At 48.5% G+C, this 23,401-nt stretch carries 21 protein-coding genes and 1 pseudogene; 6 read left to right on the top strand and 16 right to left on the bottom strand.

The window, feature by feature from the left end:
- Positions 1–30 precede the first annotated feature (30 nt).
- Positions 31–2,043, bottom strand: a complete 2,013-nt coding sequence (locus AC0LWF_RS13490) for an ABC transporter substrate-binding protein (protein ID WP_474652041.1) — start codon at positions 2,041–2,043, stop codon at positions 31–33.
- 238 nt (positions 2,044–2,281) lie between these two features.
- Positions 2,282–3,151, bottom strand: coding sequence for an AraC family transcriptional regulator (locus AC0LWF_RS13485; RefSeq protein ID WP_474652040.1), 870 nt, complete (start codon positions 3,149–3,151; stop codon positions 2,282–2,284).
- 233 nt (positions 3,152–3,384) lie between these two features.
- Between AC0LWF_RS13485 and AC0LWF_RS13480 the strand changes: the two genes are divergently transcribed.
- Complete coding sequence (locus tag AC0LWF_RS13480) at positions 3,385–4,020, top strand: lysoplasmalogenase (protein ID WP_474652039.1); 636 nt, start codon at positions 3,385–3,387, stop codon at positions 4,018–4,020.
- A 42-nt stretch (positions 4,021–4,062) separates the two neighbouring features.
- On the opposite strand, the gene AC0LWF_RS13475 is transcribed toward AC0LWF_RS13480, so the two are convergent.
- Positions 4,063–4,506: a cell wall hydrolase gene (locus AC0LWF_RS13475; protein WP_474652038.1), complete on the bottom strand. Its 444-nt coding sequence runs from the start codon at positions 4,504–4,506 to the stop codon at positions 4,063–4,065.
- Positions 4,507–4,708: 202 nt separating this feature from the next.
- Here AC0LWF_RS13475 and AC0LWF_RS13470 point away from each other — a divergent pair, with 202 nt between their 5' ends.
- On the top strand, positions 4,709–5,689 hold the full coding sequence (locus AC0LWF_RS13470) for an aldo/keto reductase (protein ID WP_474652037.1): 981 nt from the start codon (positions 4,709–4,711) through the stop codon (positions 5,687–5,689).
- A gap of 6 nt (positions 5,690–5,695) precedes the next feature.
- Positions 5,696–6,859 carry an acyl-CoA dehydrogenase family protein gene (locus tag AC0LWF_RS13465; RefSeq protein ID WP_474652249.1) on the top strand — a complete coding sequence of 388 codons (1,164 nt, stop codon included), beginning with the start codon at positions 5,696–5,698 and terminating at the stop codon, positions 6,857–6,859.
- A 140-nt stretch (positions 6,860–6,999) separates the two neighbouring features.
- On the opposite strand, the gene AC0LWF_RS13460 is transcribed toward AC0LWF_RS13465, so the two are convergent.
- From AC0LWF_RS13460 to AC0LWF_RS13425, 8 genes and pseudogenes are all read right to left on the bottom strand, one after another.
- A complete protein-coding gene (locus AC0LWF_RS13460; protein WP_474652036.1) occupies positions 7,000–7,707 on the bottom strand; it encodes a PIG-L family deacetylase in 708 nt (235 codons plus the stop codon).
- On the bottom strand, positions 7,704–8,015 hold the full coding sequence (locus AC0LWF_RS13455) for a DUF1806 family protein (protein ID WP_474652035.1): 312 nt from the start codon (positions 8,013–8,015) through the stop codon (positions 7,704–7,706). The genes AC0LWF_RS13460 and AC0LWF_RS13455 overlap by 4 nt, the downstream gene beginning before the upstream one ends.
- Positions 8,016–8,181: 166 nt before the next feature.
- A pseudogene (locus AC0LWF_RS13450) lies at positions 8,182–8,457 on the bottom strand (glycoside hydrolase family 2); the annotation flags it as partial.
- A 70-nt stretch (positions 8,458–8,527) separates the two neighbouring features.
- A complete protein-coding gene (locus tag AC0LWF_RS13445; protein ID WP_474652034.1) occupies positions 8,528–9,415 on the bottom strand; it encodes a fructose bisphosphate aldolase in 888 nt (295 codons plus the stop codon).
- A gap of 387 nt (positions 9,416–9,802) precedes the next feature.
- Complete coding sequence (locus AC0LWF_RS13440) at positions 9,803–10,498, bottom strand: DUF4367 domain-containing protein (protein WP_474652033.1); 696 nt, start codon at positions 10,496–10,498, stop codon at positions 9,803–9,805.
- A gap of 4 nt (positions 10,499–10,502) precedes the next feature.
- The gene (locus AC0LWF_RS13435) at positions 10,503–11,042 is read right to left on the bottom strand and encodes a sigma-70 family RNA polymerase sigma factor (protein ID WP_474652032.1); all 540 of its coding nucleotides are present in this window, start codon (positions 11,040–11,042) and stop codon (positions 10,503–10,505) included.
- A 135-nt stretch (positions 11,043–11,177) separates the two neighbouring features.
- Entirely contained in the window at positions 11,178–11,783 is a 606-nt protein-coding gene (locus AC0LWF_RS13430; protein ID WP_474652031.1) for a pentapeptide repeat-containing protein, read from the bottom strand.
- Between the two features lie 80 nt (positions 11,784–11,863).
- A complete protein-coding gene (locus tag AC0LWF_RS13425) occupies positions 11,864–12,754 on the bottom strand; it encodes a LysR family transcriptional regulator (RefSeq protein WP_474652030.1) in 891 nt (296 codons plus the stop codon).
- 117 nt (positions 12,755–12,871) lie between these two features.
- On the opposite strand from AC0LWF_RS13425, the gene AC0LWF_RS13420 reads away from it, so the two are divergent.
- Entirely contained in the window at positions 12,872–14,059 is a 1,188-nt protein-coding gene (locus AC0LWF_RS13420) for an MFS transporter (RefSeq protein WP_474652029.1), read from the top strand.
- A 254-nt stretch (positions 14,060–14,313) separates the two neighbouring features.
- On the opposite strand, the gene AC0LWF_RS13415 is transcribed toward AC0LWF_RS13420, so the two are convergent.
- Complete coding sequence (locus AC0LWF_RS13415) at positions 14,314–17,559, bottom strand: carbohydrate-binding protein (protein ID WP_474652028.1); 3,246 nt, start codon at positions 17,557–17,559, stop codon at positions 14,314–14,316.
- A gap of 250 nt (positions 17,560–17,809) precedes the next feature.
- The gene (locus AC0LWF_RS13410) at positions 17,810–18,910 is read right to left on the bottom strand and encodes a phosphotransferase enzyme family protein (protein ID WP_474652027.1); all 1,101 of its coding nucleotides are present in this window, start codon (positions 18,908–18,910) and stop codon (positions 17,810–17,812) included.
- 259 nt (positions 18,911–19,169) lie between these two features.
- On the opposite strand from AC0LWF_RS13410, the gene AC0LWF_RS13405 reads away from it, so the two are divergent.
- Both AC0LWF_RS13405 and AC0LWF_RS13400 read left to right on the top strand, forming a co-directional pair.
- Positions 19,170–19,715, top strand: coding sequence for a TetR/AcrR family transcriptional regulator (locus AC0LWF_RS13405; RefSeq protein ID WP_474652026.1), 546 nt, complete (start codon positions 19,170–19,172; stop codon positions 19,713–19,715).
- Positions 19,716–19,888: 173 nt separating this feature from the next.
- Entirely contained in the window at positions 19,889–21,301 is a 1,413-nt protein-coding gene (locus tag AC0LWF_RS13400) for an MFS transporter (protein ID WP_474652025.1), read from the top strand.
- A gap of 108 nt (positions 21,302–21,409) precedes the next feature.
- On the opposite strand, the gene AC0LWF_RS13395 is transcribed toward AC0LWF_RS13400, so the two are convergent.
- From AC0LWF_RS13395 to AC0LWF_RS13385, 3 genes are all read right to left on the bottom strand, one after another.
- Positions 21,410–22,327: a phosphotriesterase family protein gene (locus tag AC0LWF_RS13395; RefSeq protein ID WP_474652024.1), complete on the bottom strand. Its 918-nt coding sequence runs from the start codon at positions 22,325–22,327 to the stop codon at positions 21,410–21,412.
- Positions 22,328–22,354: 27 nt separating this feature from the next.
- Entirely contained in the window at positions 22,355–22,840 is a 486-nt protein-coding gene (locus tag AC0LWF_RS13390; RefSeq protein WP_474652023.1) for a 2'-5' RNA ligase family protein, read from the bottom strand.
- A gap of 113 nt (positions 22,841–22,953) precedes the next feature.
- Complete coding sequence (locus AC0LWF_RS13385) at positions 22,954–23,394, bottom strand: hypothetical protein (RefSeq protein ID WP_474652022.1); 441 nt, start codon at positions 23,392–23,394, stop codon at positions 22,954–22,956.
- Positions 23,395–23,401 lie beyond the last annotated feature (7 nt).

The following is a 23,401-nucleotide window of genomic DNA, read 5'->3' as shown; positions in this document are numbered from 1 at the left end:
GGGCTCCTGTAAGGTTCGTTGACTTACCTATTATTTACCAAAGAAGAATTGCTCGCCGCTAAAGTCTGTTGCGATCGCGAAGCTGCTATCGCTCGGAATATTATGAAGCTTCGCGTTGACGATGAGCGGTTGTTTTACTTCGCTCAGCGGAACGAATGCCCACACGTTTTTATTCATTTCTTGCTTCACCTGCTCAATGATTTTCTTCGCATTGTCAGGATCAGTAGCCAATGCTTGGTCGATGAGATCGTACAGCTTCTTCACGTCTGCAGGCGGCTCTTTACCATTCTTGCCTGAGCTTGAATGCCACTGATCCCACAGCGGAGCCCACATGCCTTGACCCCAGTCGCCCATGTACCAAAGCGGAGTATGCATCCAAATTACTGTCGCTTGAAGGTCATTGGCCGTATTACGTTGACCCCATAGCGTTTGGTCGATCGTTTTCATCGTTACGTTCAGTCCGAGTGCTTTCCACATTTCGACGATGAGCTGCGTATACGGAACGATATCCGGCGCTTGAGCACCTACTTCGAACGGAATCGTAAATACTTTTCCGTCAGGGCCTAACCGTTTGCCGTCCGAGTTTTTCTTCATACCCATATCGTCGAGCAGCTGGTTCGCTTGATCCAAATCGAACGTAGGATCAACGATGTCGCCCGGCTTCGCGAAACCATAATAGATCGTATCGATCAGCTCTTGGCGGTTGATCGCCAGATTAAGCGCTTTGCGGAATCGAACGTCTTGGACAACCTTCTGCCAGTTCGGATCTTTGTAGGTCAAGTTGAGGAAAATATCTGTCGGTGTAACGTGCATGTTGTTAAGTACGGCTTTGTATTTGTCCTTCTCGTTTTCTTTGTATAGAGACATCTTAACGAGGGAGGCCGATTCACGGGAGAAGTCAACTTCGCCGGCGATCGTTTTCAAACCAACCATTTCAATGTCCGTTACGAGCGTGCTTTCGATTTTGTCGATGTAAGGAAGCTGGTTACCAGCCGTATCGACTTTAAAGTAGTATGGATTCCGTTCATACGTGCTTACGCTTTTCGTTGCTTTTGTAATAATCCAAGGATATAGGGATGGGAATCCAATCGCTTCCGAATGGTTCAATTTCCAGTTTGTAATATCCTTGTAGTTGAATAGATTGACCCACTCGCCTTTCTTAAATCCGGCTTTCTTGATTTCCGGCTCCAATTGATCGAGCGGTGTGTACTTGGTGTGATATTTCTTGAGGAAGTGAGCAGGCTTCAGAAGCTCTGTATATCCGCGCCAGCCTTGAATGGCAAGTCGGATCAGGAGTCCGCCGTAAGGACGGTCAAACGAAAGCTTGAAAGTGAAATCATCGATAACATCAAGCTTCATTGGTGCACCGTCAGCTACACCGCCAGATTGAAGATATAATGGGAAGATTGGCGTCAGTGCCTTATTCATCAGAACATCCTCAACTGTGAACCGGATATCCTCCGTCGTCACTGGCTCTCCATCGGACCATTTCAGTCCTTTACGCATTTGGAACGTAATGGATTTCTGGTCATCGCTCAATTGATAATCTTTGAGCACGTTGCCTGTAAGCTTCTCTCCTTGAATACCTGGGGTGTTGAGCAGCGGCTCGTTGTCCATAACGAATACGTCCGCATCCCAGTTCGCAACCGATGTAACCGTTCTCAAAGTTCCGCCGTATGAGCCCACTTCATATTTCAGCTCATCCTCTGTCATTTCATTCGTAAGTTTATAGTCTGCAGGCAAACGGTCTTTTACAGCAGGAAGGCCTAGGCTATCTAATGCCGGTGACTGATGGAATTCTGTAATCTGCCCATCGGTAGATGTGTTCGTTGCATCGTTCTTTGAATCGTTTGTTGCATCGTTCGTTGCTGTGTCTGTTGAATTGTTGGCGGTGTTGTCTGCGGTATCCGTTGCTGTGTTGTCATTCTTGGTGGTTGCGTTCGAAGTGTCTTTCGAGTTTGATGAATTTGAACCGTTATTACTGCCATAACAACCTGTTAAAGCGAGCGTACAAATGAGAGCGGTTACAAGAGATACTAGCAAAAGTTTTCTCCTTAACTTCATTTACAACCCTCCGATACCTTTGTTTGTTTTTGAGTTTATTGGACTCACCATCATTATTATGTGAGATTACCCACAAATTCAATAATAGATTTCTGTTTTTTCTGAATTTTGAATAAGAAGCAATGATCGCCCACTCCGTGACAAATTTCGCGGTACATATGCCCACATAAAACAAAAAAAGCCCCGCAAGGGGACTTTTTGTCGGATGTGAGCGATTTCAATTTACTAAATGCTGTTCGCGCATCTGCTGCGGTGTAAGCCCGTAATACTGTTTGAACAAACGATAAAATTGGGATTTATCTGAATAACCCACACTCTTCCCAATAGAACCCACAGATTCGATAGACTCGAGCAACATGCGCTTCGCCTCTCGAAGTCTTACTTTCTGGACGTATTCGGTAAACGTATAGCCGCAGCAAACTTTGAACATTTTGCTTATGTAATAAGGGGAATAATAGCTTTCTTTGGCAAGATCTTGGAGTGTGATCGGGGATGCATAATTCTGTTCGATGTAAGATAATAGCTTGGGCAGCAATTCCTGAATGTCTTGGGTTGCTCCGTTCTGGAGATTGTCCTGCATCGTACGAAAAGCAGAAGTGAGCAGCAGCGTTGTATAGCCGCTTAGCATGGCTCGATAGCCGAATTTCTTATTCGTGTATTCCATGTACATCGTTTCGAGCAGCTCTTCCAGCTCCAATATGGAGCCGCCTATAAACCGGATTTGGCGCGAAGAACGCTGCAAAGTAGGATGAAATTCCAGAAAAAGCTCTTGTGAGAAAAAGCTTTCATCGGGTTCAAGCGAAATCAATTGTCTGTTGTAGAAATCAGTTTGAATCAGGATATTCATATACTCCATGCCTTCTACATCCTCGAATGAATGACGATCGCCAACATTCATCCACAACAAATCACCACGCTGGACCTTATACGTTTGATCGTTTACCTGGTGCTTACCAACACCTCGCAAAATATACACAAGTTCGACAAAATTATGGGTGTGCTCGGGCTCATGCGAGTGATTCGACAGCTTTAGCAGTGCGATTCGCTCATCGTTCTGAATGAAATCAATAGCTTGGTAGACATTCATTAATTCGCCCTCTCTCTTCCGCAGGAAGCCAATTTGCAATCGCCAGCTGCGATTATTTTGGGTGACAGTACTACATTCGCCATTCCCTAAACATTCCCTCCTAACCGATATTACTCCTGTTAAAAATTAGGCTATAGCCTTATAAGCCTGTTCTCGTCGTCTTATAGCAGGAACCGAGGTGAGTGTTATCGAATGGTGTAATCAATCACATTTTCCTGTAGGAGGAGCAGCCCTTGATCAGAAAGCTACTTCCATATGCCATCGCGCTTATGAGCATCTTGTATGTATTCATCATTCCAGCCGAACCAGAAGGCATAAAGCTGCTCTTCAAGCTGATCCCAATGGCGCTCATCCTGACATATGCCAACCTGCATTGTCCAACTGCAAGACGGCCGTTGCATTGGCTGCTCTTGTTCGGGCTATTCTTCTCCATGTGCGGAGACGGACTCATGAAATGGTTCGTTGCCGGGCTATCCGCGTTTCTGATCGGGCATTTGTTCTACATCGCATCCTTCGCGCGGCATCTCCGATTCTCCTGGTCGCGAGCCGCAACACTTCTCCCGATTGCTCTCTATGCCGGATATATGGGTCACCGCCTTGTGAACGCGCTTCAAGACAGCGGGGACGGCGGACTGATCGTACCTGTTCTACTTTATATCACCGTTATCTCGTTGATGGCTTGGACGGCGATATTAACAGGCAATCGTTTCGCGATAATCGGATCGCTGCTATTCCTGGCCTCCGACTCCATCCTCTCTTGGAACATGTTCGTCTCGGACATCTCCTATTCCACAATATGGATTATGACCACTTACTATGCAGCGCAGTTTTTCATTGCCAGCAGCTTACGGGAATCGTCTCCGAGGTGATAATAAAAAAAAGCCCGTTTGGGCTTTTTTTCGTTTATAAATTTAAAAAGTATTATAAATATTTTCACATTCTGCCCCGGTTGGCTCATAAAAACAGTGTTTCTTCCATCGACCTACGAACGGTTGATTATACCAGGTTTCCGGACATGGCCCTGGATTATCGAACGATCCTGGACGGAAATACCATAGCGAGAATTTGGCTGGCCAATTCCGCTCCCCATTCACGGCCCGTTGCGCCAGTCGGCGTTCCCTATCTCTTGCACTTTGATAGTACATCCCATGCTGCAACGCTTCGAACGCATGCGGTTGGTTAATCATTTGAGGAATTGTCCGGATATCTTTAAAATCAGAGCAATTCGCTCTTATTCGGTTAATGCCAACATTTCCAACAAGGAGCATGCCCATCTCGCCTTCGGTCTCAGCTTCAGCTCGAAGCAGCCTTGCCAGCATATCAATATCCTGACTCCTGGATTTTACGACAGCCATTGGCTCACCTCTTTAGATTTCTAGACTCATCATATTGTAGGTGAGGCCGATGTGTTACTCTTGCAAACTAGAAAGTACATGCTCGTTTGCGACTCCGAACGAAATTGTGATCCTATCGAAAAAACGTTACGATAGAGTCAACAGCTAGATTAGCAGATTTCATTCGCCTAATGGATCGACGAAATCAGAGGAGGAATCGAATATGGATTACACACGCCTGGGCCAAACTGGCCTCGAGGTATCCAGACTATGTCTGGGCTGCATGAGCTACGGCATACCGTCAAGAGGATCGCATTCGTGGACGCTTGACGAAGAGCGGAGCCGTCCTTTCATCCGCAAGGCGATCGAGCTCGGCATTAATTTCTTCGATACGGCCAACGTTTACTCGGATGGCACGAGCGAGGAAATCGTCGGACGCGCGCTGAAGGATTTCGCCCGGCGCGAGGACGTCGTCATCGCGACCAAGGTTCACGGCCGTATGCGGCCCGGCCCGAACGGCGCCGGCTTATCGCGAAAAGCGATTCTAAGCGAAGTCGACGATAGCCTCCAAAGACTCGGCACGGATTATATCGATCTCTATCAAATTCACCGCTTTGACTCGCATACGCCTATCGAAGAAACGATGGAAGCGCTGCACGACGTCGTCAAGTCCGGCAAGGCCCGCTATATCGGCGCTTCGTCCATGTACGCCTGGCAGTTTCTCAAAGCTCAGTTCACGGCGGAGAAGCACGGCTGGACCAAATTTGTGAGCATGCAGAATCATTTGAATTTGCTGTACCGCGAAGAAGAACGGGAAATGCTTCCGCTCTGCCAAGAGCTCGGTGTAGGCGTCATCCCGTGGAGCCCACTGGCCCGCGGCCGCTTAACGCGCGGCTGGGACGAAATCAGCGAACGGTCGGAGACCGACATGTTCGGCAAGACGCTATATACGTCCGCGGTCGAGTCGGATCGCGCGATCGTCGAACGCGTCAGGAGCATCGCGGCCGAGCGCGGAGTACCGCAAGCCCAAGTGGCATTGGCCTGGTTGCTGAGCAAATCCGCTGTCACGGCGCCAATCATCGGCGCGACGAAGCCCGAACATTTGGACGATGCGACCGCGGCGCTCTCGCTTACGCTCACTGCAGAGGAAATCCATGAGCTCGAAGAACTGTACCAGCCGCATCCGATACTGGGCTTCCAGTGAGCCATGATGAAACGATTCATTGACAGCCCGATTCGCAACGATGAAGAACGGGGCCGAGCCACACTTGCCGAGCGGCTGGCAGTCCGATTCGCGGAGCGAGCGCCTAAGTACGATCGCGAGGGCTCTTTTCCGTTTGATAATTTTGCCGACCTGCGGGAGGACGGCTATCTTAAGCTGACCGTTCCTCGGGCTTTCGGCGGAGATGAAATCCCGCTGTACGAGTTCGTCTTACTGCAGGAACGACTCGCTTACGGGGATGGCTCGACCGCGCTTGCCGTCGGCTGGCATCTCGGCCAAATCATGCATTTGCGTACGACCGGGAAGTGGCCGGCGAAGACGTTCGAAGCATTGTGCCGCTCTGTCGTGAAGGACGGCACGATGATCAACACATTCGCCAGCGAAGCGTCCTCCGGCAGCCCGAGTCGCGGCGGCCGTCCAGAAACGACCGCCGTTGCAGCGGACGGCGGCTGGCGGATATCGGGACGCAAGACATTCAGCACGCTGTCGCCGATTCTCGATCGTTTCGTCGTGTCCGCCTATATCCCGGACGAAGACTGTACGGCCAATTTTCTCGTCCATCGGTCGGACCGGGTGTCGATCGTGGAGACATGGGATACGATCGGGATGCGTGCAACGGGCAGCCATGACGTCGTGCTGGACGGCGCTTTCACCGGCAAGGACAACCGGCTGACCGGCAAAGGCACCGATGACGGCGGCGGCTGGCTGCTTCATATTCCAGCCTGCTACATGGGCATCGCTCTGGCTGCGCGCGACTATGCGCTGACATTCGCCCGATCTTATAAGCCAAATTCCTTGGATAAGCCGATTGCCACCCTCCCTGCTGTTCAGCAGATGATCGGGGAGATGGAGATCGAGCTTCGCACTGCCCGCACGCTGTTGTATGCGGCTGCCGAAAGATGGGACAAGGAACCGCCGGAGAGGACCGCGATGAAGCCGGAGCTCGGATTAGCGAAATATACGGTCACGAACAATGCCATCCGTGTCGTAGACCTGGCAATGCGCATCGTCGGCGGCACCAGCCTGTCGCGCGCGAATCCGCTGGAGCGCTATTACCGCGACGTCCGCGCTGGCTTGCACAACCCGCCGATGGACAGCTCGGTCATCCAGACGCTTGCCGCTTCCGCGCTTGGCGAAGGATCGCTTTCTTAGGTGAGCCGCTGTAGATGATGCGCGACCGACGCCATGGCGCATCGTTATGAAACAAGGCGCGTACTACGCCAATAGAGCGAACACAACAAGCCGCTAGATTCTACTAGCGGCTTCTGTGTCGTTACTGAACGTAAACGGGATTAAAACAAATCGTCATTTGCCTGCTGCCGCGCGTTGACGTCCCCTTTTAGGAAATATTCATGCTTTCCGAACCGAGACAGCGCTGCTTGATCGGATTGCCATACCCATTCGTCGATTTCGGTCTGGCAGCGGTGAGCTCGGAACGCGGCAAGCTTAGCCACATTGTGCGCCTGCACGTCGACACGAACAACGTCCTTCTTCGTGTGCCCATAATTCTCGGGATGCTTCAGCGCATCACCGAACGTAATGAAGTACAGCTTGCTCTTGTCCGCTGAACGCCGGAAGGCAGCCGTCGCGGCTTTGCCGATCGCACAATGGTCCGGGTGTCCTCCGTACCGTTCATGAAACGTCAGCACGACGTCCGGCTCCAATTCGCGGATAAGCGCTTCGATGCGCCCAATAAGCGATGCTTCGTCCTCGAATTCGACGGTTTTGTCGCGGATGCCGAAGAAGATCAGCCTACCGATGCCCAGGCAGTCGCAGGCTTCCCGTAGCTCCTGCTCGCGAGCGCTGGCCATTGATTCGCGATTGAGGTATGGCGGGTTGCCCATTCGGCGGCCCATATCGCCCTTCGTTGCGCTGACTAGTGTGATTTCGACGCCTTCGGAGGCGTATTTGGCCAACGTGCCTCCGCAGATAAACGACTCGTCGTCAGGATGGGCGAATACCGCCAGCAGCTTGCGTTTCGGCGCTTGTTCATGATTCATTCTTCAAAAGGCTCCCTTCCTAGATGCAGCGCAACGTTCATGCGCCCTCTGTCATCATAGCCCGCCAGCAACAGACGGCCGAGCCCGTCCACCTCGAAATGCGTGAGTGCTTCCATCCGCAGCCAGCCGTGACCGTCGAAACGTAGCGCGGCTCGGAAAGACCCTTCCCCTGCGATAAAAGCGTGCGTTACTCGCACCTTGAAATTGCGTACGAATACGAATGAAGTAGCTTCGCTATGGATATAAGCCTCAGCACCGACGAATTTTCGGAGCTCGGCTTCTACTTCCAACCTATTAATCGGGATCATGGTACGTATCTCTTTTCTATAGGGATTTTGATTACCAGCTTATTGTAGCATGTAAGGCATGCCGCTTTCGATTGCCGCCTGGACCGACTTTGAGATTTGGAAACTTGAAAAAAGCTCGCGGACAACTAAGTCTGCGAGCTTACTTGCGTATTTTGCGCTCTGCGCTTTAGCGGCCTTCAATGATTGCTTTGATCGCATCGAGCGGCAGCTTCGGCTCGCGGTCGTAAGTCAAGAGTCCGTTAATCTCTTGTTCCACGTCCGTCAGCTGCGTATAGCAGAAGCCCTGCACGACGCCAGCTAGATATATGGGCTGCACGACATCGCGGAGGCGCTTCTTGAAGTCTTCTTCGTCGGCAGCGGCGGAATATCCCCAGCCATCGCGCTGGCTCTTATTGCAGAAGATACCGCCGAATTCCGAGACGAGTATCGGCTGTCCCTCGTACGGGGTTTACGGAAGAATAAAAAAGTCCCGATCAGCGATTGCTCGCCCTACGGGACTGAGAAGTTTTATCTTAAGTGATCGAAGCGTTATATATGGCAGTTATGGTGTTAGACAGTTTCGCATCGAACTGCTCGGCAGATTGCTGGGCGGTAAGACCTTCGGACAGAGCACGCGAGAAGCTGGCGATTAGGCCGTGATTGTTAGCCAATCGTTCGTTAGCTTCCTTCATCTCGAATCCTCCGGATAATGCAACAACTCTCAAAACATGCGGCTCCTGCATAAGTTCGCTATATAGATTATCTTCCGCAGGGATTGAGAGTTTAAGCATAACTTTCACGTCCGGATCAAGTGCAGCTAATTTTCGCAAGAGCTCAGCTTTCAAGATCTGCTCGATTTGATCCCGATCTGCACTATGTATATCAACCTCAGGCTCTATAATGGGAACGAGGCCTTTAGCTATAATCTGATTGGCAACATCGAATTGCTGCTCGACAACCTCTCTTATACCATCGTTATTCGCTTCTTTAATGACCGAACGCATTTTCGTACCGAAAATATTTCTCTCCACTGCGCGCTTCAAACGGTCTTCCAACCCCGTAATTGGCTTCATGAGCTGTACGCCGTTCTGGAGTTCGGCGAGACCTTCGTCAATTTTTAAAAATGGCACAATCCCTTTGTTCTCCCATAGATAATCAGCCGTAAACTTACCTTCAATCGTACGGTTCATCGTATTTTCAAACAAAATGGCACCCAAGATATAAGCAGAATCGAATGCTGGACTCGTAATGATGCGTGTTCTCATTTCATGAACGACTTCATACATCTCTTCTTCATTCGAATAACGGTCCTCTTTGATTCCGTACTGTAAGAGCGCTTTAGGCGTACTGCCTCCGCTTTGATCCAATGCTGCGATAAAGCCTTTGCCCGAGTGAATACGTTCCATTTGTTCCTTTTTCATCGTGAGCCTCCGTCCTTTAAAAAAGAAATAGTCACATCAAAATGACCTCGGTTCCATTATACACGAATTCCATTTAGTCCCATAATCAGACGCCCTGTTTTATCGTCAATCCTTCTTTCTTCATCACACGATATTCCTGAGGAGAAAACGCTCAAGTCCGGGTCCCATGCATACGCTAACGGTTGTCAGGAACGCTATTTCGTCTCAAATCGCAATTCTGGTCATCTAACGGTTACCGGCAACGCTATTAGGTGATTTTGCAGGAATTGATTCCCGATTTGACCCGAATAGGCTCTATGGTAACCGTTAGAATTCCAGAATGGTTATTATCGTATAAATAAGCTCTATAGAAACCGTTAGAATTCTCAGCCCCGCGTTCTTTTTCCCTTATTTTACAGACTCTGCTGCCTTCATTGCTTCTAATCCAGTCAGATTGCCGACAATCGAGTACTGGACATCGTCCACCATCCAATACAATTCAGTGAGCTCTGCCTGTTCAAAAATGAAACCGTTATTTCCGCCAATCTGCGTCTTGGTGAACAGATCAGTCGGAAAAGCTGCTTGCATACGGCTTACGACATACGTGATCGTCTTGTCGCCAGATACATACGTGAAATTGACATCCCTCACCGGTTCTCCTTCCATCCCCACAGCAGAAATCTCCTTGAGTGTGAAGCCTTCCGGCAACTCGTTCGGGACAAGCAGTCCTGGTCCGAAAGCTTGCCGTGCTTCTTCCACCGTATTTAGCTTAGTGGTGACCAGTTGGGACAGCTCCGATCCAGAGCTCCCTTCATTAGTCGATGGGATATCTACATTGCCAATTTGGTTTGGAGCAGTCGGCTGTGCGGACGGCCCTTGAAACACTAGAATGCCAGCAACAATGAGAACTACCGCAGCCATTGCCGCGACTCCATTCATCCAAGCTTTCGAGAAAACGAAGAAGCGGCGCTTCTTCTCCACAGCTGCTTGCTGCCGTATCTTCTGCTTCAATCGATCGCTTAATTCAACAGTACTAAACAGCATCTCATCCGACTCCTTTCGAAACTGCTGACTGAATTGATGATCCTGATCTATGTTTGTCATTTGTCTATTCCTCCTTATTCATTCGCCGGGCGAGCGCCTCGCGCGCTCGATGCAGCCTTCCCCGCACCGTTCCATCAGGAGCCTGTGTTGCAACTGCAATCTCCTTCGTGCTCAGTTCCAAGTAATAATACAGATATAATACTTCCTGATAGGGCAATGGCAAGCACAGCACATGCTGCAGGACTTCGCTCTTCTTCAGCTGTTCAAGGACCTGATCCTCGACGCTAATCGTTCGTCCGAGCTCCATATGACTGAGGTCGGTCGGCTGCTCTGTGAACATCCGAACCCCCATTTTGTCTCGACATACATTGACCGTAATGGTTGTCATCCATGTTTTCACGGCGCTGTCCCCCCGAAATGATGACCAATTCCGATAGGCACGCAAAAATACTTCCTGGCTTATATCCTCAGCGAGATGACGATCGCCAGTATAGAAATAAGCTGTGCGCATCACGACGGAACCGAACGCCTCCATAAGCTGCTCAAGCGCTTGCGCGGGGTCTTTCCTAAAGTTTTCGTGGGATTTCAAGCCGGCGGGCTTCACTATAACCACCTCCAACCTATTAGACGGCATGAGTAGTAAATCCGCTTCATCGTGCAGAAACATTTTTGGTATAGCTATTCAATAACAAACAAGGGCTGCTCAAAATGAACAGCCCTTGTAGCATTGTTGCCTTGATTAACCTACTTTAGCACCATGAGCAAGGGCAAACAGCACCGTTTGCTCCCTATCCATTCGCATTCCTGAAATGTTGAGTGATTTGAAATCCACTCCTTCCAACTTTGCCCCTCTTACATCTGCGCCATGCAACTTCGCATTGCCCAGTATCGCCATGTTCAGATCACAATCCCTTAAGTCGGCCCTCTCTAAATTGGCTCCTGACAAATCTGCTTCATGGAATTTAACCCCACGCAAATCCTGTCTGACTAAATTGGCATGTCTCAAATTTGTATAGGACCAGTCACCTTTAATAATAGAGATTCCATCCATAGTGGTGCTGGAGAAATCCGAGCCTGTCATTTTGCAAGCTTCAAATTTCGAAACAAACAGGTTGGCTCCGTTAAAACGGCAATTCTCAAATGCAGTTTCGTTATGAATAGAACCATTCAACAATGCCCCGCGAAAATCACATTCTATAAACCGACAGTTGCTGGAGACGATTTCATTTAATGTTCCGTTAGCGAACGAGCAACGATCAAACGTACAGCTTATTAGCTCGCCATACCTTAAATCTTGTGAGCCAAATTCTACTTCGGTATATTTCTGATTGCTATACTGAAACATGAGGTGCCTCCGTAACGAATTATTAGGAAAATCACCTTATTAATATAGCATACGGAAGTCAAGTACCTGTTAATTATGGCTTATTTATTTGTCTGTTTGGATATGGTCTCGAAAAACTCTACAACGATCTCGCGAAATTCCACTGCAGGCGGCGATAGATATCGACTCTTATGCCACAACAATGCGATTTCCCGTACCACTTCGTGAGTCTCCACCTGGAGATAGTGGATTTGTGCTCGTTCATTCCTTGCCGTGCTTGGTATGAAGGCGATGCCAATCTCGGCTTCCACCAGATTGATCAGCCTTGCCGGTTCATCCCCTTCGTACACATAATGAGGGGCAAATCCGACTGATCCGCATACCGCGTCCATTAGATCGCGCGTGCCGAAGCCGACCTTTACTCCAACAAACCATTCATCCCTCAGCTCGGTCAAGGATACGCTGCTTCGATCTGCCAATCGATGCCCCCTAGGAACGGCCACAAGAATAGGGTCGATGTGCACGATTTGACATTCGATGTCATCCATTTCGATAGGAGGTGATGATAAGCAATAATCTACCTCACCTCTCTCCAGAAGCATAACCATTTCCTGTGTGGTCAGCATTTGCACATGAAATTGAATATTAGGCCGCTTTTTTCGAAATTCTCGAAGAATGCCCGGCAATACACTTGCGCTAGTCACCCCTAATTCAAGGGTGCCGTGATCGGGGTTGAGCAAGTCGCTCAGCTCCAGCTTCCCCTGCTCCAATTCAAACAAAGCCCTTTCAGCACGCCGAAGAAAGCTTCTTCCGAACGCATTCAATTGCAGCTTCCTGCCTTTTCGATCAAATAGCGATACTCCTAGATCTTCCTCAAGGCGTTGAATCGTTTTACTTAATGACGATTGCGTGACGTGTAGACTCCGAGCAGCTTCGGTCACATGTTCCGAACGAGCTACTGTGAGAAAATAGTGCAGCTGAAGAAGTTCCAATCTCGCACGCTCCATTCATTCCTTCTAGTCAATGAGATTATAGCATGCAATGCGTTGGAATAAATAATGGATATCAAGTACGATGGCAATAGCATTTCATAGAAAGGATTGAACGTCATGAATCGTAAATTCATTGTTTATCTCGTTGCGTTTGCTGCATTTCTTGGGCCGTTCACGCAAACGATTTACACCCCGGTATTACCGGAGGTGGCTAGTCAACTCCACTCCACCTCATTCGTCGTTAATTTGACGATTTCAGTGTTCACCTTATTTCTTGCCATCATGCAGATGATCTATGGTCCGCTCACGGACTCGAAGGGGCGCCGCAAAGTCATGCTGTTCGGAATATCGCTGTATGTTATCGCTTCGGCCGGGTGCTTCTTCTCCGGAAGCATAGAGCTGCTTATATTCTTCCGAGCGCTGCAAGCTATCGGAATCGCTGCGGGATCAGTCGTTGCCGTTACGGTCATTAGCGACTTGTTCGATGGCAAAGAACGCGGACAAGCGATGGGAACTTTTCAAATGTTGGTTTCGCTTGGTCCTGTACTCGGGCCAGTTATCGGTGGCTTCCTAAGCGGTTTGTTCAATTTTCACTCTGTTTTTCTCGCTCTTGCAGCAACAGGATTGCTTGTGCTGATATTCAACTACCTGTATTTGAAGGAAACGAAGCTGGACAACGTCGAAGCCGGACGCTTTCAATTGCGGGATTTTGCAGCGATTCTTCAGAATCGGATCGGGTCGTCCATTATTTATCTTGGATTTATTCAGTATTATGTGTTCTACGATTTTCTTGTTTTCCTGCCGAACATCTTAAGCGATCGATACGGCCTGTCAGCCGAGCAAAAGGGATTGGTGTTTCTGCCGATGTCACTCTGCATCGTGGTCGGCAGTTATTTAGGCGGCAAGCTCCAATCACGAATTGATGGAGAGAAGCTGGTCGTTCTAACGACTTTTCTAAATGCCATAGCGGTGTTGTTTTTCCTCATCTTTTACTCCATTTCAATAGCTTGGCTGCTAGTCGGAATTATTCTTTTCGGATTATTCCTCGGGCTCTCGCTCCCCGTGCAGACGACGCTGCTGACCGGAGCATTCACGAAAAACCGTGCGACAGCCGTCGGAGCTTATAACTTTTTCCGTTATATGGGGATGGCCTGCAGCCCGATCATTGGCAGTCTAATCTACAATATCGGCGGCTATTACCTGTTGTATGGTTTTATCGTATTCGTATTTCTGGCTTATGCCTTGCTGTTGTCGCGGCGCCTCCTTGGGGCACAAGCAAATAGGCCGTCACTCGAAAAGAGCTGAGTTAGTGGTTATAGGTACTTGCAGCAGCTTCCTGTTTCAATCTTTTTTAAAAAAATCATTGATTTTTTTTGTAAATAAACTTGGAAGGTAAGCCTTATTTGAATCAAGTTCTCGATCAGCTTCCCTCCATGCAAGCAAAGATAAATGAAACTAAATAAAACGGCTGCTATCAAAAAGAGACGAATCGAATTTGCCCAGTACAGTGGTCAAATCGATTCGTCTCTTCTCTTCTACCCGTTAATCACTTTCCTCGCCTACCAGCTTCCAATAAGCGACTGCGCATCCGTAGTTAATACGGACTTCGCCTGATCCGAAATGTTATTCTTGTTCTCCTTGTTAACCTGATCAATAAATTTGTTCATAAACTTAATCGCTTGATCGTGCTTGCCGTTGTCCAGTTGATGCTGCGCCTGATCTAGGCTGTTCGTCAGCTGCGAAGCCAATGAACCGCTTATTTCGTTTGCAGCTTTGTATCTGGCAACGAGATTATTCAGACTACCGAAACTCGTCACAACTTGAATCGAAATCGTCTTCTGAACCTTGTTCCCTGCAATATCTTCTACTTGGACTGCAACGCTCTTTGTCCCAAGTAGGCCGGCGAGTTCGATTCGAACTTCACTCGAACTACCGGAAGCAAGAGGATACACTTTGCCGTCAAAGGTCACGCTAGCTGCTTTAATTGTAGTCAGGCCATCTCCTGCTTGGAAGCTAATGTATCCGTTATCGTCTACTGCTGCGCCATCTGATAAAGTCGCTCCACTCACCGTCAAGGCATAGACCGGCGCAACTTTCACGTCTACCGTAATACCAGCTGATTCATTACCGGATTTGTCAGCAGTGCTGAACCGGAGCGAGTAACTCTGGTCAGCTTCAATGCCAGTAAACACGGCCGTCTGAACACCTCGCTTCACTTCTCGGACAGCCCCAACCTGCACTCCGTCATGTTGCAGCGTTATATTCACAACGTCACCATCAAGATCATACGGACCATCCCATAACACGGTCATATCGCTGTTATTGCGAGTCACTTGAACGTTCTCTACCTCACCTGGCGCAGTGTCATCTGCGACAGGCTCAGGAGCAGGAGGTTGCGCCGTAAATACGGAGGAGATACCAAAGGTGAATTTGTCAAAGTTGTATAACCAGTCGCTCCCTTTGAACAATAGATAGACGAGGTGCTTACCCGTTACAGGAGCCTTAACTTGGCCATCAAACACCCGGAAATTCTGCCAGCCGCCAGTTCCGCCTACCGCGGCAGTCGCAATGACAGGGCCGTTAATACCGTCAATACGTGCCTCTATCGTTCCTCCGTTTGTTGCACTTGCTGCCTGGATATGGAATTCAGTCGGGCTTGTATTGCCAAAATCAATGTAGTTGTACATCGCATACGGATTATTCGGGCCATATACACCTGCCAAGTACGTCTGATTACCGCCGTTCTCCGTACCTACTTGTACGCTGTTCGTGAAATTTTCTGCTTCCAGCTTGCTGTAGGCATCTCTTGCTTTGCCTTTTATCGTAGAGAAGGTGAACCAGTCCAGATTGCACGGATAGTCGTTGCCGTCAGCTCCATGGAAGATCAGATACACATCATGAACGCCAACCGCTTTCGTATCATCGATAATCGAAGTGATATCGACCCAATTCTGCCAGCTGCCGAGTGCCGGGATGTCGATCACGCCTGCCGTCTCGCCATCGAGACTGTCCAGTTTCACTTCAACGGAGCCGCCTTTATTGCCGCTTGTGAGATGCAGCGTAATCCCTGCCGCCCCTGAGCCAAAATCAATATCGCTATAAGAAGCATAAGCGTTATTGTGAATTCCGTCTGCGAATTGTCCGCTGCCGTCAATGCCGAGCCCTGCGCTGCTTGCGAATTTCTCCGCCTGAAGCTTAGCATAGGCGTCGGTCTTAGTCGGATCGGTCTTCGTAAATTTGAACCAGTTCAGATTAAACAAATAGTTATCGTTCGTTTTCTTGAATACGAGATAAACATCATGGACGCCTGTCACGGAGCTTGTTTGGCCTTGATCGTCCTTAAGCAGCGTTACAGCATCAATGAAGTTGTTCCAGTTGCCTGTGCCATCGACGCGTAACGTGCCAACCTTCGGACCATCAAGTGCATCCAGCCTGATCTCGATATTACCGCCGCCCGTTCCACTTGACGCCCGCGCAATGAAACCGCTTGCACCTTGTCCCGTACCAAAATCTACATTTTTATAAGCGGCATAGTAACCATCTTGAATCCCGCCTAGCTGAAGCGAGCCTTCAATGCTTTCTTCCATTCCCGGACCTTTAATGACATTAAAGTTCTCCGCTTCAATCTTGCTATACGGATTCTTGCTTGCATAGTTCAACACGTTATTATGCGGCTCGAGCACTGTCAAAGCTTCTACAGCCGCAGCTGAGCTCCACGATTCAAACGTTCCGGACAGCTGTTGTCCTGCCCAGTTCCCATCCACGATATTGGTCGGATTACGGTGGCTCCATGCCATATCCGTATTAAAGGCAAGCCACTCGTTATAACTTTCGGCGAAAGTCTGGTACGCGCTCTCCTCGCGAGTATTTACGGCCTGCTGAAGATAGCCGAGATTGCGGACAAGTATCGTCTTGCCGCCTTTCAAGTCACCATTAGGGCCTTCATAGCGCAGCAGCTTGTTCGCATCCACTAGTCTTTCTTTCGTAAATTGGGCTGCATCGATTGCGTCATCGAGATAGATCTTGTCTCCAGTTACCTGATACAGGCCAACGGCTGCACCGATAAACGTTCCTTGATTATAGTGAGTAGCATCCGGGACTGGCCCTCTCTGCGTCTCAATCCGGTCAAACACTTTCCCGTTTCCGTCTGTCAGCATCGTTTTTCCCCAACGGTAAATTTGCTCCGCTGCATTCAGATAGCGCTCGTTCTGAGTCGCGTTAAACAGAAATACAGCTGCTTCTGCAGCAGGGAAGTTGATGCAAGCATTCTTCGTTGTACGGTCATCGCTCTTCCACCAAATACCGCCAGAGGCAAATTCATCGTCCCACTGCGTATCATAAACATAATTAAAATAATATTCCGCTTTCTCGAGGTACTTCGGGTCATTCGTAATCTGATAGGCTCTTGCGCTACCCATCGCCCACCACATAATATCGTCGTTAAACGTGTTATTCTTCCAGTCCTGTCCATACTTCGCTACCGCTCCGTCAAACACATCGTCAATCTGGGTACGCAGCTTCGCTTTTAGAACCGGATCGGTGGCTTTCTGGTAAGCATCCATGACAAGCTCCCACAGCTCTGCTTCCACCCAAAAGTCCTGATATCCGTCATGATTAGAGGTTTTCCAGAAATACTTGGCATTTGCGTCCCAGAAAGTAGCATTGTACGACTCAATCGCTGTTTTGGCATCCGCGGCTTCAAAGGCATGAGCACGGGGCACTCCATTAGGCATTAACGGTGCAATCGAAAGCGCAAGTGCAATGGGCAGAACAATAAGCTTGGGTATCTTGATTTTACTGGTCAATTACAGTCCTCCTCTATATTTGACTACACTAAAAGCCTATTCGCATGCGGGTATACTATCGGCTTCAGCCACTTAATAATATAGAATATATTAATATTATGTCAATATAACATAGACATTTATATCCATCTTACTACATGTAAATAGTATATCATGTTATGTCAATTAAGTATAAAGAACTACTTTCCAATAATTTGTCGAACAGAGTCGACGCAAAAAAAGCCGCGATATACGCGGCTTTCCATGAAAACTATTTTCGGCTGCTACTTGAACTCAGCAAAATATTTATTTTTTCACACTCAAAGGGTTCTTCACACGAATACATTTCATGGAAAAACCCCATATATGGGATATCGTTCACCAGACATTTGATCCGATAGGACAACGCCTCATCACACTCCGGCACTTCGCCGTTGTTCCGCATGACATCAAATGCATCTATTATACTTTCCATGAGGTTTACTTGGATAAATAAGGGCAGCATTTCGAACATCGAATGCTTGGTCTCAGTCTCTGATTTGTATCCCGCGAGTGCTGTTTCATAATAATCATCCATGAATCTTTTGCGTTTACCGGCGTCAGGCTCAAACTGTATCCAGCCCATTCCTTGTGTCCAGAGACTCGCCAAGTCAAACATATACCAACAGTAACAACAATTATCGAAATCATAGACGGTTATTTGTCCGCTATCAAAGTCGATCGAGTAATTCCCATCGTTGTAATCAAAATGGACCATACCGAAGGATGCACTGTTATTCTCCAATCCTTCTAAAGTGTTAAGTAGCTCAACCACCTTCCCCTTTAGAAGAGATAACGAGCCGGGTATCGTTTTATCGATATATTCGGCATTGAATTTGTCAAAGAAGCTATACCGGCGCGAGACAGGACGATATCCTTTGGATAATTGGTGCAGCTTCCCAAGAACTTTACCGCAATTATAATAATATTCCGTGATTGGAGCTCCATCGCGGTACTGGTAACTATTCTCCACGAGTATTTTGCCCTTGGCCTTAGTAAACAAGCAGATAAAAAAGGTATGATTATGATGGGTTATCTCTTCCAGCAGATTCCCCTTCTGGGAGCTGACTACATTGGAGACACTTCCGCCATGGTCAAATAAATACCTAATATACTCAACTTCGCTCATCAATTCTTCCCGGCTTCTGTCATTTAAGAAGGCAATTTTGAGCATTTTTACATCGGTGCCTTCTTTCTCACACGTATAAACGACATTACGCCCACCGGAATGCGCCTTAACCGGCTTGGTTTCATAGCCATCCAACCCGTACGACTTTAATGACAATGGAATCAAATAGGCATCAGCGATTGTAACAACCTCGTTATAAGTCATAAACTCCTCCTTTAACTACTACCAGTACAAGTGCGATAAACATAACTCCAATTACCCAAAATTTAACATTCCATATTTGGGTTTTGCAATAGAAATAATAGTTATAACTAAACGCTGATCGTACAGTTAGGCAACATTAGCCAATCCGCATTGAACTCCTCCCACTTGCCTAAATGTTCGTAAGGTCATTGACAGACACTTGTCCCATATGTTACTAATTTATTAGTCAATAAATAACGCTTAAGGTGGCACATTCGAAATGACATCCAAGGAAGACGCTTCCCTAAACCGCAAAGAACAGATCCTTGATGCTGCTGCGACTCTCTTCGCAGAGAACGGCTATTACAAGACGACGACCGCTAAAGTCGCAGAGGCCGTTGGCGTTACCCAGCCTTACGTATTTCATTTTTTCAAGACGAAAGAATCGTTATATCTAGCTGTCTTAGAGCGCGCCTATCAGCGAATTCTGTATGCATTCAGCTCCGTTCAGGCGCCGCCAAATATGCTTCAGGAAACAATGGGCAAAGCATTTATCGATCTGCTAGCTGATCACCGGGACGAGATTCTGTTGATTATGATGGCATATGCGACTCCCGAGCCTTCGATCCGCAAACATACACGCAGTCAAATGGAGATGGTCTACGATCGCGTCTTGAACCGGTTCACGCAAGCCGGACTTTCTGAGCCTAAGCAAAAAGCGAGCAGCTTCATCAGCTTCGGTCTACTGATTGCAATGTCGGAAACGCTTGACCTACCGTATCTGTGTCGATGGCGGGAGAATGATCCAGAGCAACACGAACATTAACGGAACGACTCTATTTGAATGAAGTAATGAAGCGCAGCGGACTCTCTACCATGGCTTTCTGTCAATCGATCCCGCTGCGTATTGTTTGATGAAGTATTTATTTATTGATAAATAATTAGAAAATTGCGGCTAATTATTTATTTATTAATAAATAACAAAAAGGAGTGATAGCAATGTTTACATCCTCACGTGTCAAACTGCTCACCATCACCTGTGCTGCGCTATTCATGGCAATGCTCGACAATCTCGTCATCGGCGTCGCGCTGCCTGCGATTCAGAAATCATTTCATGCCAGTATTTCCGACCTGGAATGGTTCATGAACGCTTACACTCTCGCGTTCTCCGTCTTGCTTATTCCATTCAGCGTCCTTGGTGAGCGTTTCGGCCGCAAGCGGATGTTCCTGACTGGCATTGTGCTGTTCACGATCGGCTCCGCCCTCTCCGGTATTAGCGAAAGCTCAATTCAGCTTATACTATCCCGTGCACTCCAAGGCATCGGAGGCGCTGCGGTCGTTCCACTTAGTCTGACACTCGTCAATTCCGCATTTCCTCCGGAAAAAAGAGCAGTCGCGCTCGGAATTTGGTCTGGCATTTCAGGACTCGGCTTGTCCGTCGGGCCGCTTGTCGGTGGTCTGATCGTCAACGGGGCTCCTTGGCAGCTCATATTCTGGGTCAACGTTCCCGTCGGGGTCCTAGCCTTCTTGCTTGGCTTGCGCTGGCTGCCCGAAGCACGTGGCGAACGCAAACCGGTCAACGTGCCCAGCATTTTACTTCTTGGAGCTGGTCTGTTCGGTATCGTTTTCGGACTCGAACGCGGCAATAACGACGGTTGGGGTTCCGCACTCGTCCTATCCTATCTTGTCGGAGGCGCGGTACTGCTAGCACTTTTCTATCTGTGGGAACGCACCCGCAAATATCCCCTGATCCGCTTTGAGCTCTTCCGCCGTTCCAAATACACCGGCCTCGTTCTGGCTAGCTTCTGGATGAATGCAGGCATCTTCTGCGCTATCTTCCTGCTCACGCTGTTTCTTCAACAAGCACAAGGCAATTCCGCGCTGGGAGCCGGCGTACGCGAGATGGTATGGACCGGGTGTACCATGCTGGCTGCGCCACTTGCAGGTCTGGCTGTCGGGAAGCTCGGCACCCGCACCGTTCTGCTGACTGGATTACTGCTCCAAGGAGGCGCATTGCTCGGATTCGGGCTTCAAATTCTCGATTTAGGTGTCGATTTTCCGTTTGGCTACATGGTCCCGTTCATGATAATGGCCGGAACCGGCATGGGACTAAGCTTCACGCCGCTCTCGCATGGAGTCCTCTCCTCGGTACCTGAATCAGCCGCAGGTGAGGCAAGCGGTGTTAACAACGCGATGCGCGAGCTCGGAGGTGTGTTCGGCATCGCGATTGGTGGTCTCGTCTTCCAATCCGGCGCTGTTATCCAGTCACCAGCCGACTTCGGTGACCACATTGTGCCGGCGCTCTTTACTGGCGCAGCCATGACTTTGCTCAGCGTACTCAGCGTTAGCTTCTTTTACAGCAGAAGCAAGCAGACGGTTCGCCATTCTCAAGTTGTTAATGAGCTCGGCTGATGCTGTTCTTCATATAAATCACAAAACCATCGTCTTATTAAGGCGATGGTTTTGTATGGTAATGCTCCGCGTGCCTCCACCAAGCGTTGTATGATCCGGTATTAGATGTTAGGATCGCATACTCATAGCCTGAAACGCATGACTAGTAACGCATTCCTCAAGCCACTGTGGATCGAGACCACTGGCCGCTGCTGCAGGGAAAAAGTCGGTAAATAAGTGATGATAAGGACGCATATTGCCGCCTTTGTCCTGTCCTACATTGTACCACCCGGTATCCTGAGACAACAGCACTCGGTCACCGACGCCGCAGCCCAGTAATTGACCTAGCAGATCCACATGCTCCTCATATGTCCCAGGCAGAATGGAGTCGATTGAGATCCAACCTCCTGCCTCCGCAAGCCGCTTGTAAACATCAGTGTCCTTGAATGTTTGCGCATGGACCCAAATGAATCGATCCTGTTCGAACTGCGCTAATTTCATAATTTCGTATGCGTGCATGGCGACTTCAGAGCCTATCGTATGACATTGAATCTGCAGGCCGGTTTCCAGCGAGGTTCGCATAGCTGCACGGAGGATTTTCAGCTGCATCTCGTCGATTGCCGTTCCGTCATTAAGCGCGATTTTGATATAACCCGGGTACACCCCGCTTTCTCCAATGCCGTCCCTCGCTTCCCGAATCCATATATCGGCCAAGTCTCGTTCTGACATCTCATACGCGAAAGAAGGCAGATACGGCTTCTTGTAAAATCCGGTGTTCGTGATTAGATGGACTCCGGACAGTTCAGTCAACCGCCGCAAAATGTAAGGGTCCCGCCCTAAATACTCCGGTGCACAGTCCACCATCGTGCTGCATCCGGCTTCCTTCAACTTCAACAAAAACGGAAGGATGGATTTGACCACTTCGTCACGGTCATACATAGCCGGTGTCAGCTTTCCGTCTTCCACAAACCCAACGAGCACATGCTCATGTTCCAATATTCGTCCAGCTTCCTGCGCAGTAATTTGACCTGTAACCGTTTGCAGCATGAACAGCACCTCTTCTCGAGTATCTCATTAACCAAATACGTTCGTATGAATGGATGGTGACTTTATGCATCTATTATTTTCATAAATCGCTTTGATTACAGATATTTCAACGATTGAAGCGGTTAGGCGTTCGATTCTCTTCGTGCAGTATACGATAGCCTCCTTTAACTTCTCATCGTTCAATCTGTTTGCAATTGTACAGTGTGGCACCCAGTTATTGGGGAGATAATGCGTTTCGGCATTCGCTCGATATTTATCAAAGTGATTAAGATGATTCTCATGTAACTTTAACAACTCTAGGGAAGGAATAGGAGCGAGGAATACGATTCCTGTGTGCAAGAAAGTTCCTAAAGAGCTCAGTGTAATTGGAATTGGTTTGCTAGATTCGTAGAAACGGTCAAAATCGCTGATGAATTGTTCAATTGCCAAATCAGAGTTATACCCTGCTAACGTAATATGCGGTCGTCGATCCTGTACTTCCTCCGCATAGTTGGAAATTGATTTATCGCTCAACTCTTCCCAAACCTGTACGTACCGGTGAACCGATTAAGGAGTGAATGTGCGACAAACTTGCCAACTTTATGCCCTCCTAATTTCTGGCTGTTTCTGCGTTTTTCTCGGACTGTCTAACGCTCAGCATACTGAGCCAGGTTCTCCTGACTTTCGCTGTCCCATAATATGACCCAGCATTCCGAGTAATTCAAACGCCGCATCGCTTCGTGACGATGATTGCCATCCCGAATCGACAGCTGCCCGGCCACGAGCTGAACGATCAACGGCGGATATGACCAATCTTTGCGATAGAGCTCCATCAGCTCTGCTACGTGTAGGTCCCAGCTGTCCTGCGGGACGCAATATTCCATCTCCTCTTCCGGTCCGCAGCACCGGATTAGCTCTTGAAGCGGTAAACGCACAGGACCTGCCCAATATCTTGGCTGAAGCTTAAGCCCTTCAGAAAATGGCTCGTTGCCTCCCGCTGTCTTTAGAAAAAGGTGCACCCACTCTTCGATGCAGCCGTGCTTAGCGAATTCGATTGACTCTTCGGTTGTAAATGATAAAGGTAGCATCCAATAA

It is taken from the genome of Paenibacillus sp. sgz302114, from assembly GCF_056120345.1.
The sequence above is the reverse complement of the archived record's forward strand: the minus strand, read 5'-3'. Positions and strand labels throughout refer to the sequence as shown.

Excerpts from the sequence above, each read along its gene's own strand:
- AC0LWF_RS13485 (WP_474652040.1), bottom strand. The coding sequence starts at position 3,151 with ATGAATGTCTACCAAGCTATTGATTTCATTCAGAACGATGAGCGAATC.
- AC0LWF_RS13475 (WP_474652038.1), bottom strand. The coding sequence starts at position 4,506 with ATGGCTGTCGTAAAATCCAGGAGTCAGGATATTGATATGCTGGCAAGG.
- AC0LWF_RS13470 (WP_474652037.1), top strand. The coding sequence starts at position 4,709 with ATGGATTACACACGCCTGGGCCAAACTGGCCTCGAGGTATCCAGACTA.
- AC0LWF_RS13465 (WP_474652249.1), top strand. The coding sequence starts at position 5,696 with ATGAAACGATTCATTGACAGCCCGATTCGCAACGATGAAGAACGGGGC.
- AC0LWF_RS13460 (WP_474652036.1), bottom strand. The coding sequence starts at position 7,707 with ATGAATCATGAACAAGCGCCGAAACGCAAGCTGCTGGCGGTATTCGCC.
- AC0LWF_RS13455 (WP_474652035.1), bottom strand. The coding sequence starts at position 8,015 with ATGATCCCGATTAATAGGTTGGAAGTAGAAGCCGAGCTCCGAAAATTC.
- AC0LWF_RS13445 (WP_474652034.1), bottom strand. The coding sequence starts at position 9,415 with ATGAAAAAGGAACAAATGGAACGTATTCACTCGGGCAAAGGCTTTATC.
- AC0LWF_RS13440 (WP_474652033.1), bottom strand. The coding sequence starts at position 10,498 with ATGACAAACATAGATCAGGATCATCAATTCAGTCAGCAGTTTCGAAAG.
- AC0LWF_RS13430 (WP_474652031.1), bottom strand. The coding sequence starts at position 11,783 with ATGTTTCAGTATAGCAATCAGAAATATACCGAAGTAGAATTTGGCTCA.
- AC0LWF_RS13420 (WP_474652029.1), top strand. The coding sequence starts at position 12,872 with ATGAATCGTAAATTCATTGTTTATCTCGTTGCGTTTGCTGCATTTCTT.
- AC0LWF_RS13410 (WP_474652027.1), bottom strand. The coding sequence starts at position 18,910 with ATGACTTATAACGAGGTTGTTACAATCGCTGATGCCTATTTGATTCCA.
- AC0LWF_RS13405 (WP_474652026.1), top strand. The coding sequence starts at position 19,170 with ATGACATCCAAGGAAGACGCTTCCCTAAACCGCAAAGAACAGATCCTT.
- AC0LWF_RS13400 (WP_474652025.1), top strand. The coding sequence starts at position 19,889 with ATGTTTACATCCTCACGTGTCAAACTGCTCACCATCACCTGTGCTGCG.
- AC0LWF_RS13395 (WP_474652024.1), bottom strand. The coding sequence starts at position 22,327 with ATGCTGCAAACGGTTACAGGTCAAATTACTGCGCAGGAAGCTGGACGA.
- AC0LWF_RS13385 (WP_474652022.1), bottom strand. The coding sequence starts at position 23,394 with ATGCTACCTTTATCATTTACAACCGAAGAGTCAATCGAATTCGCTAAG.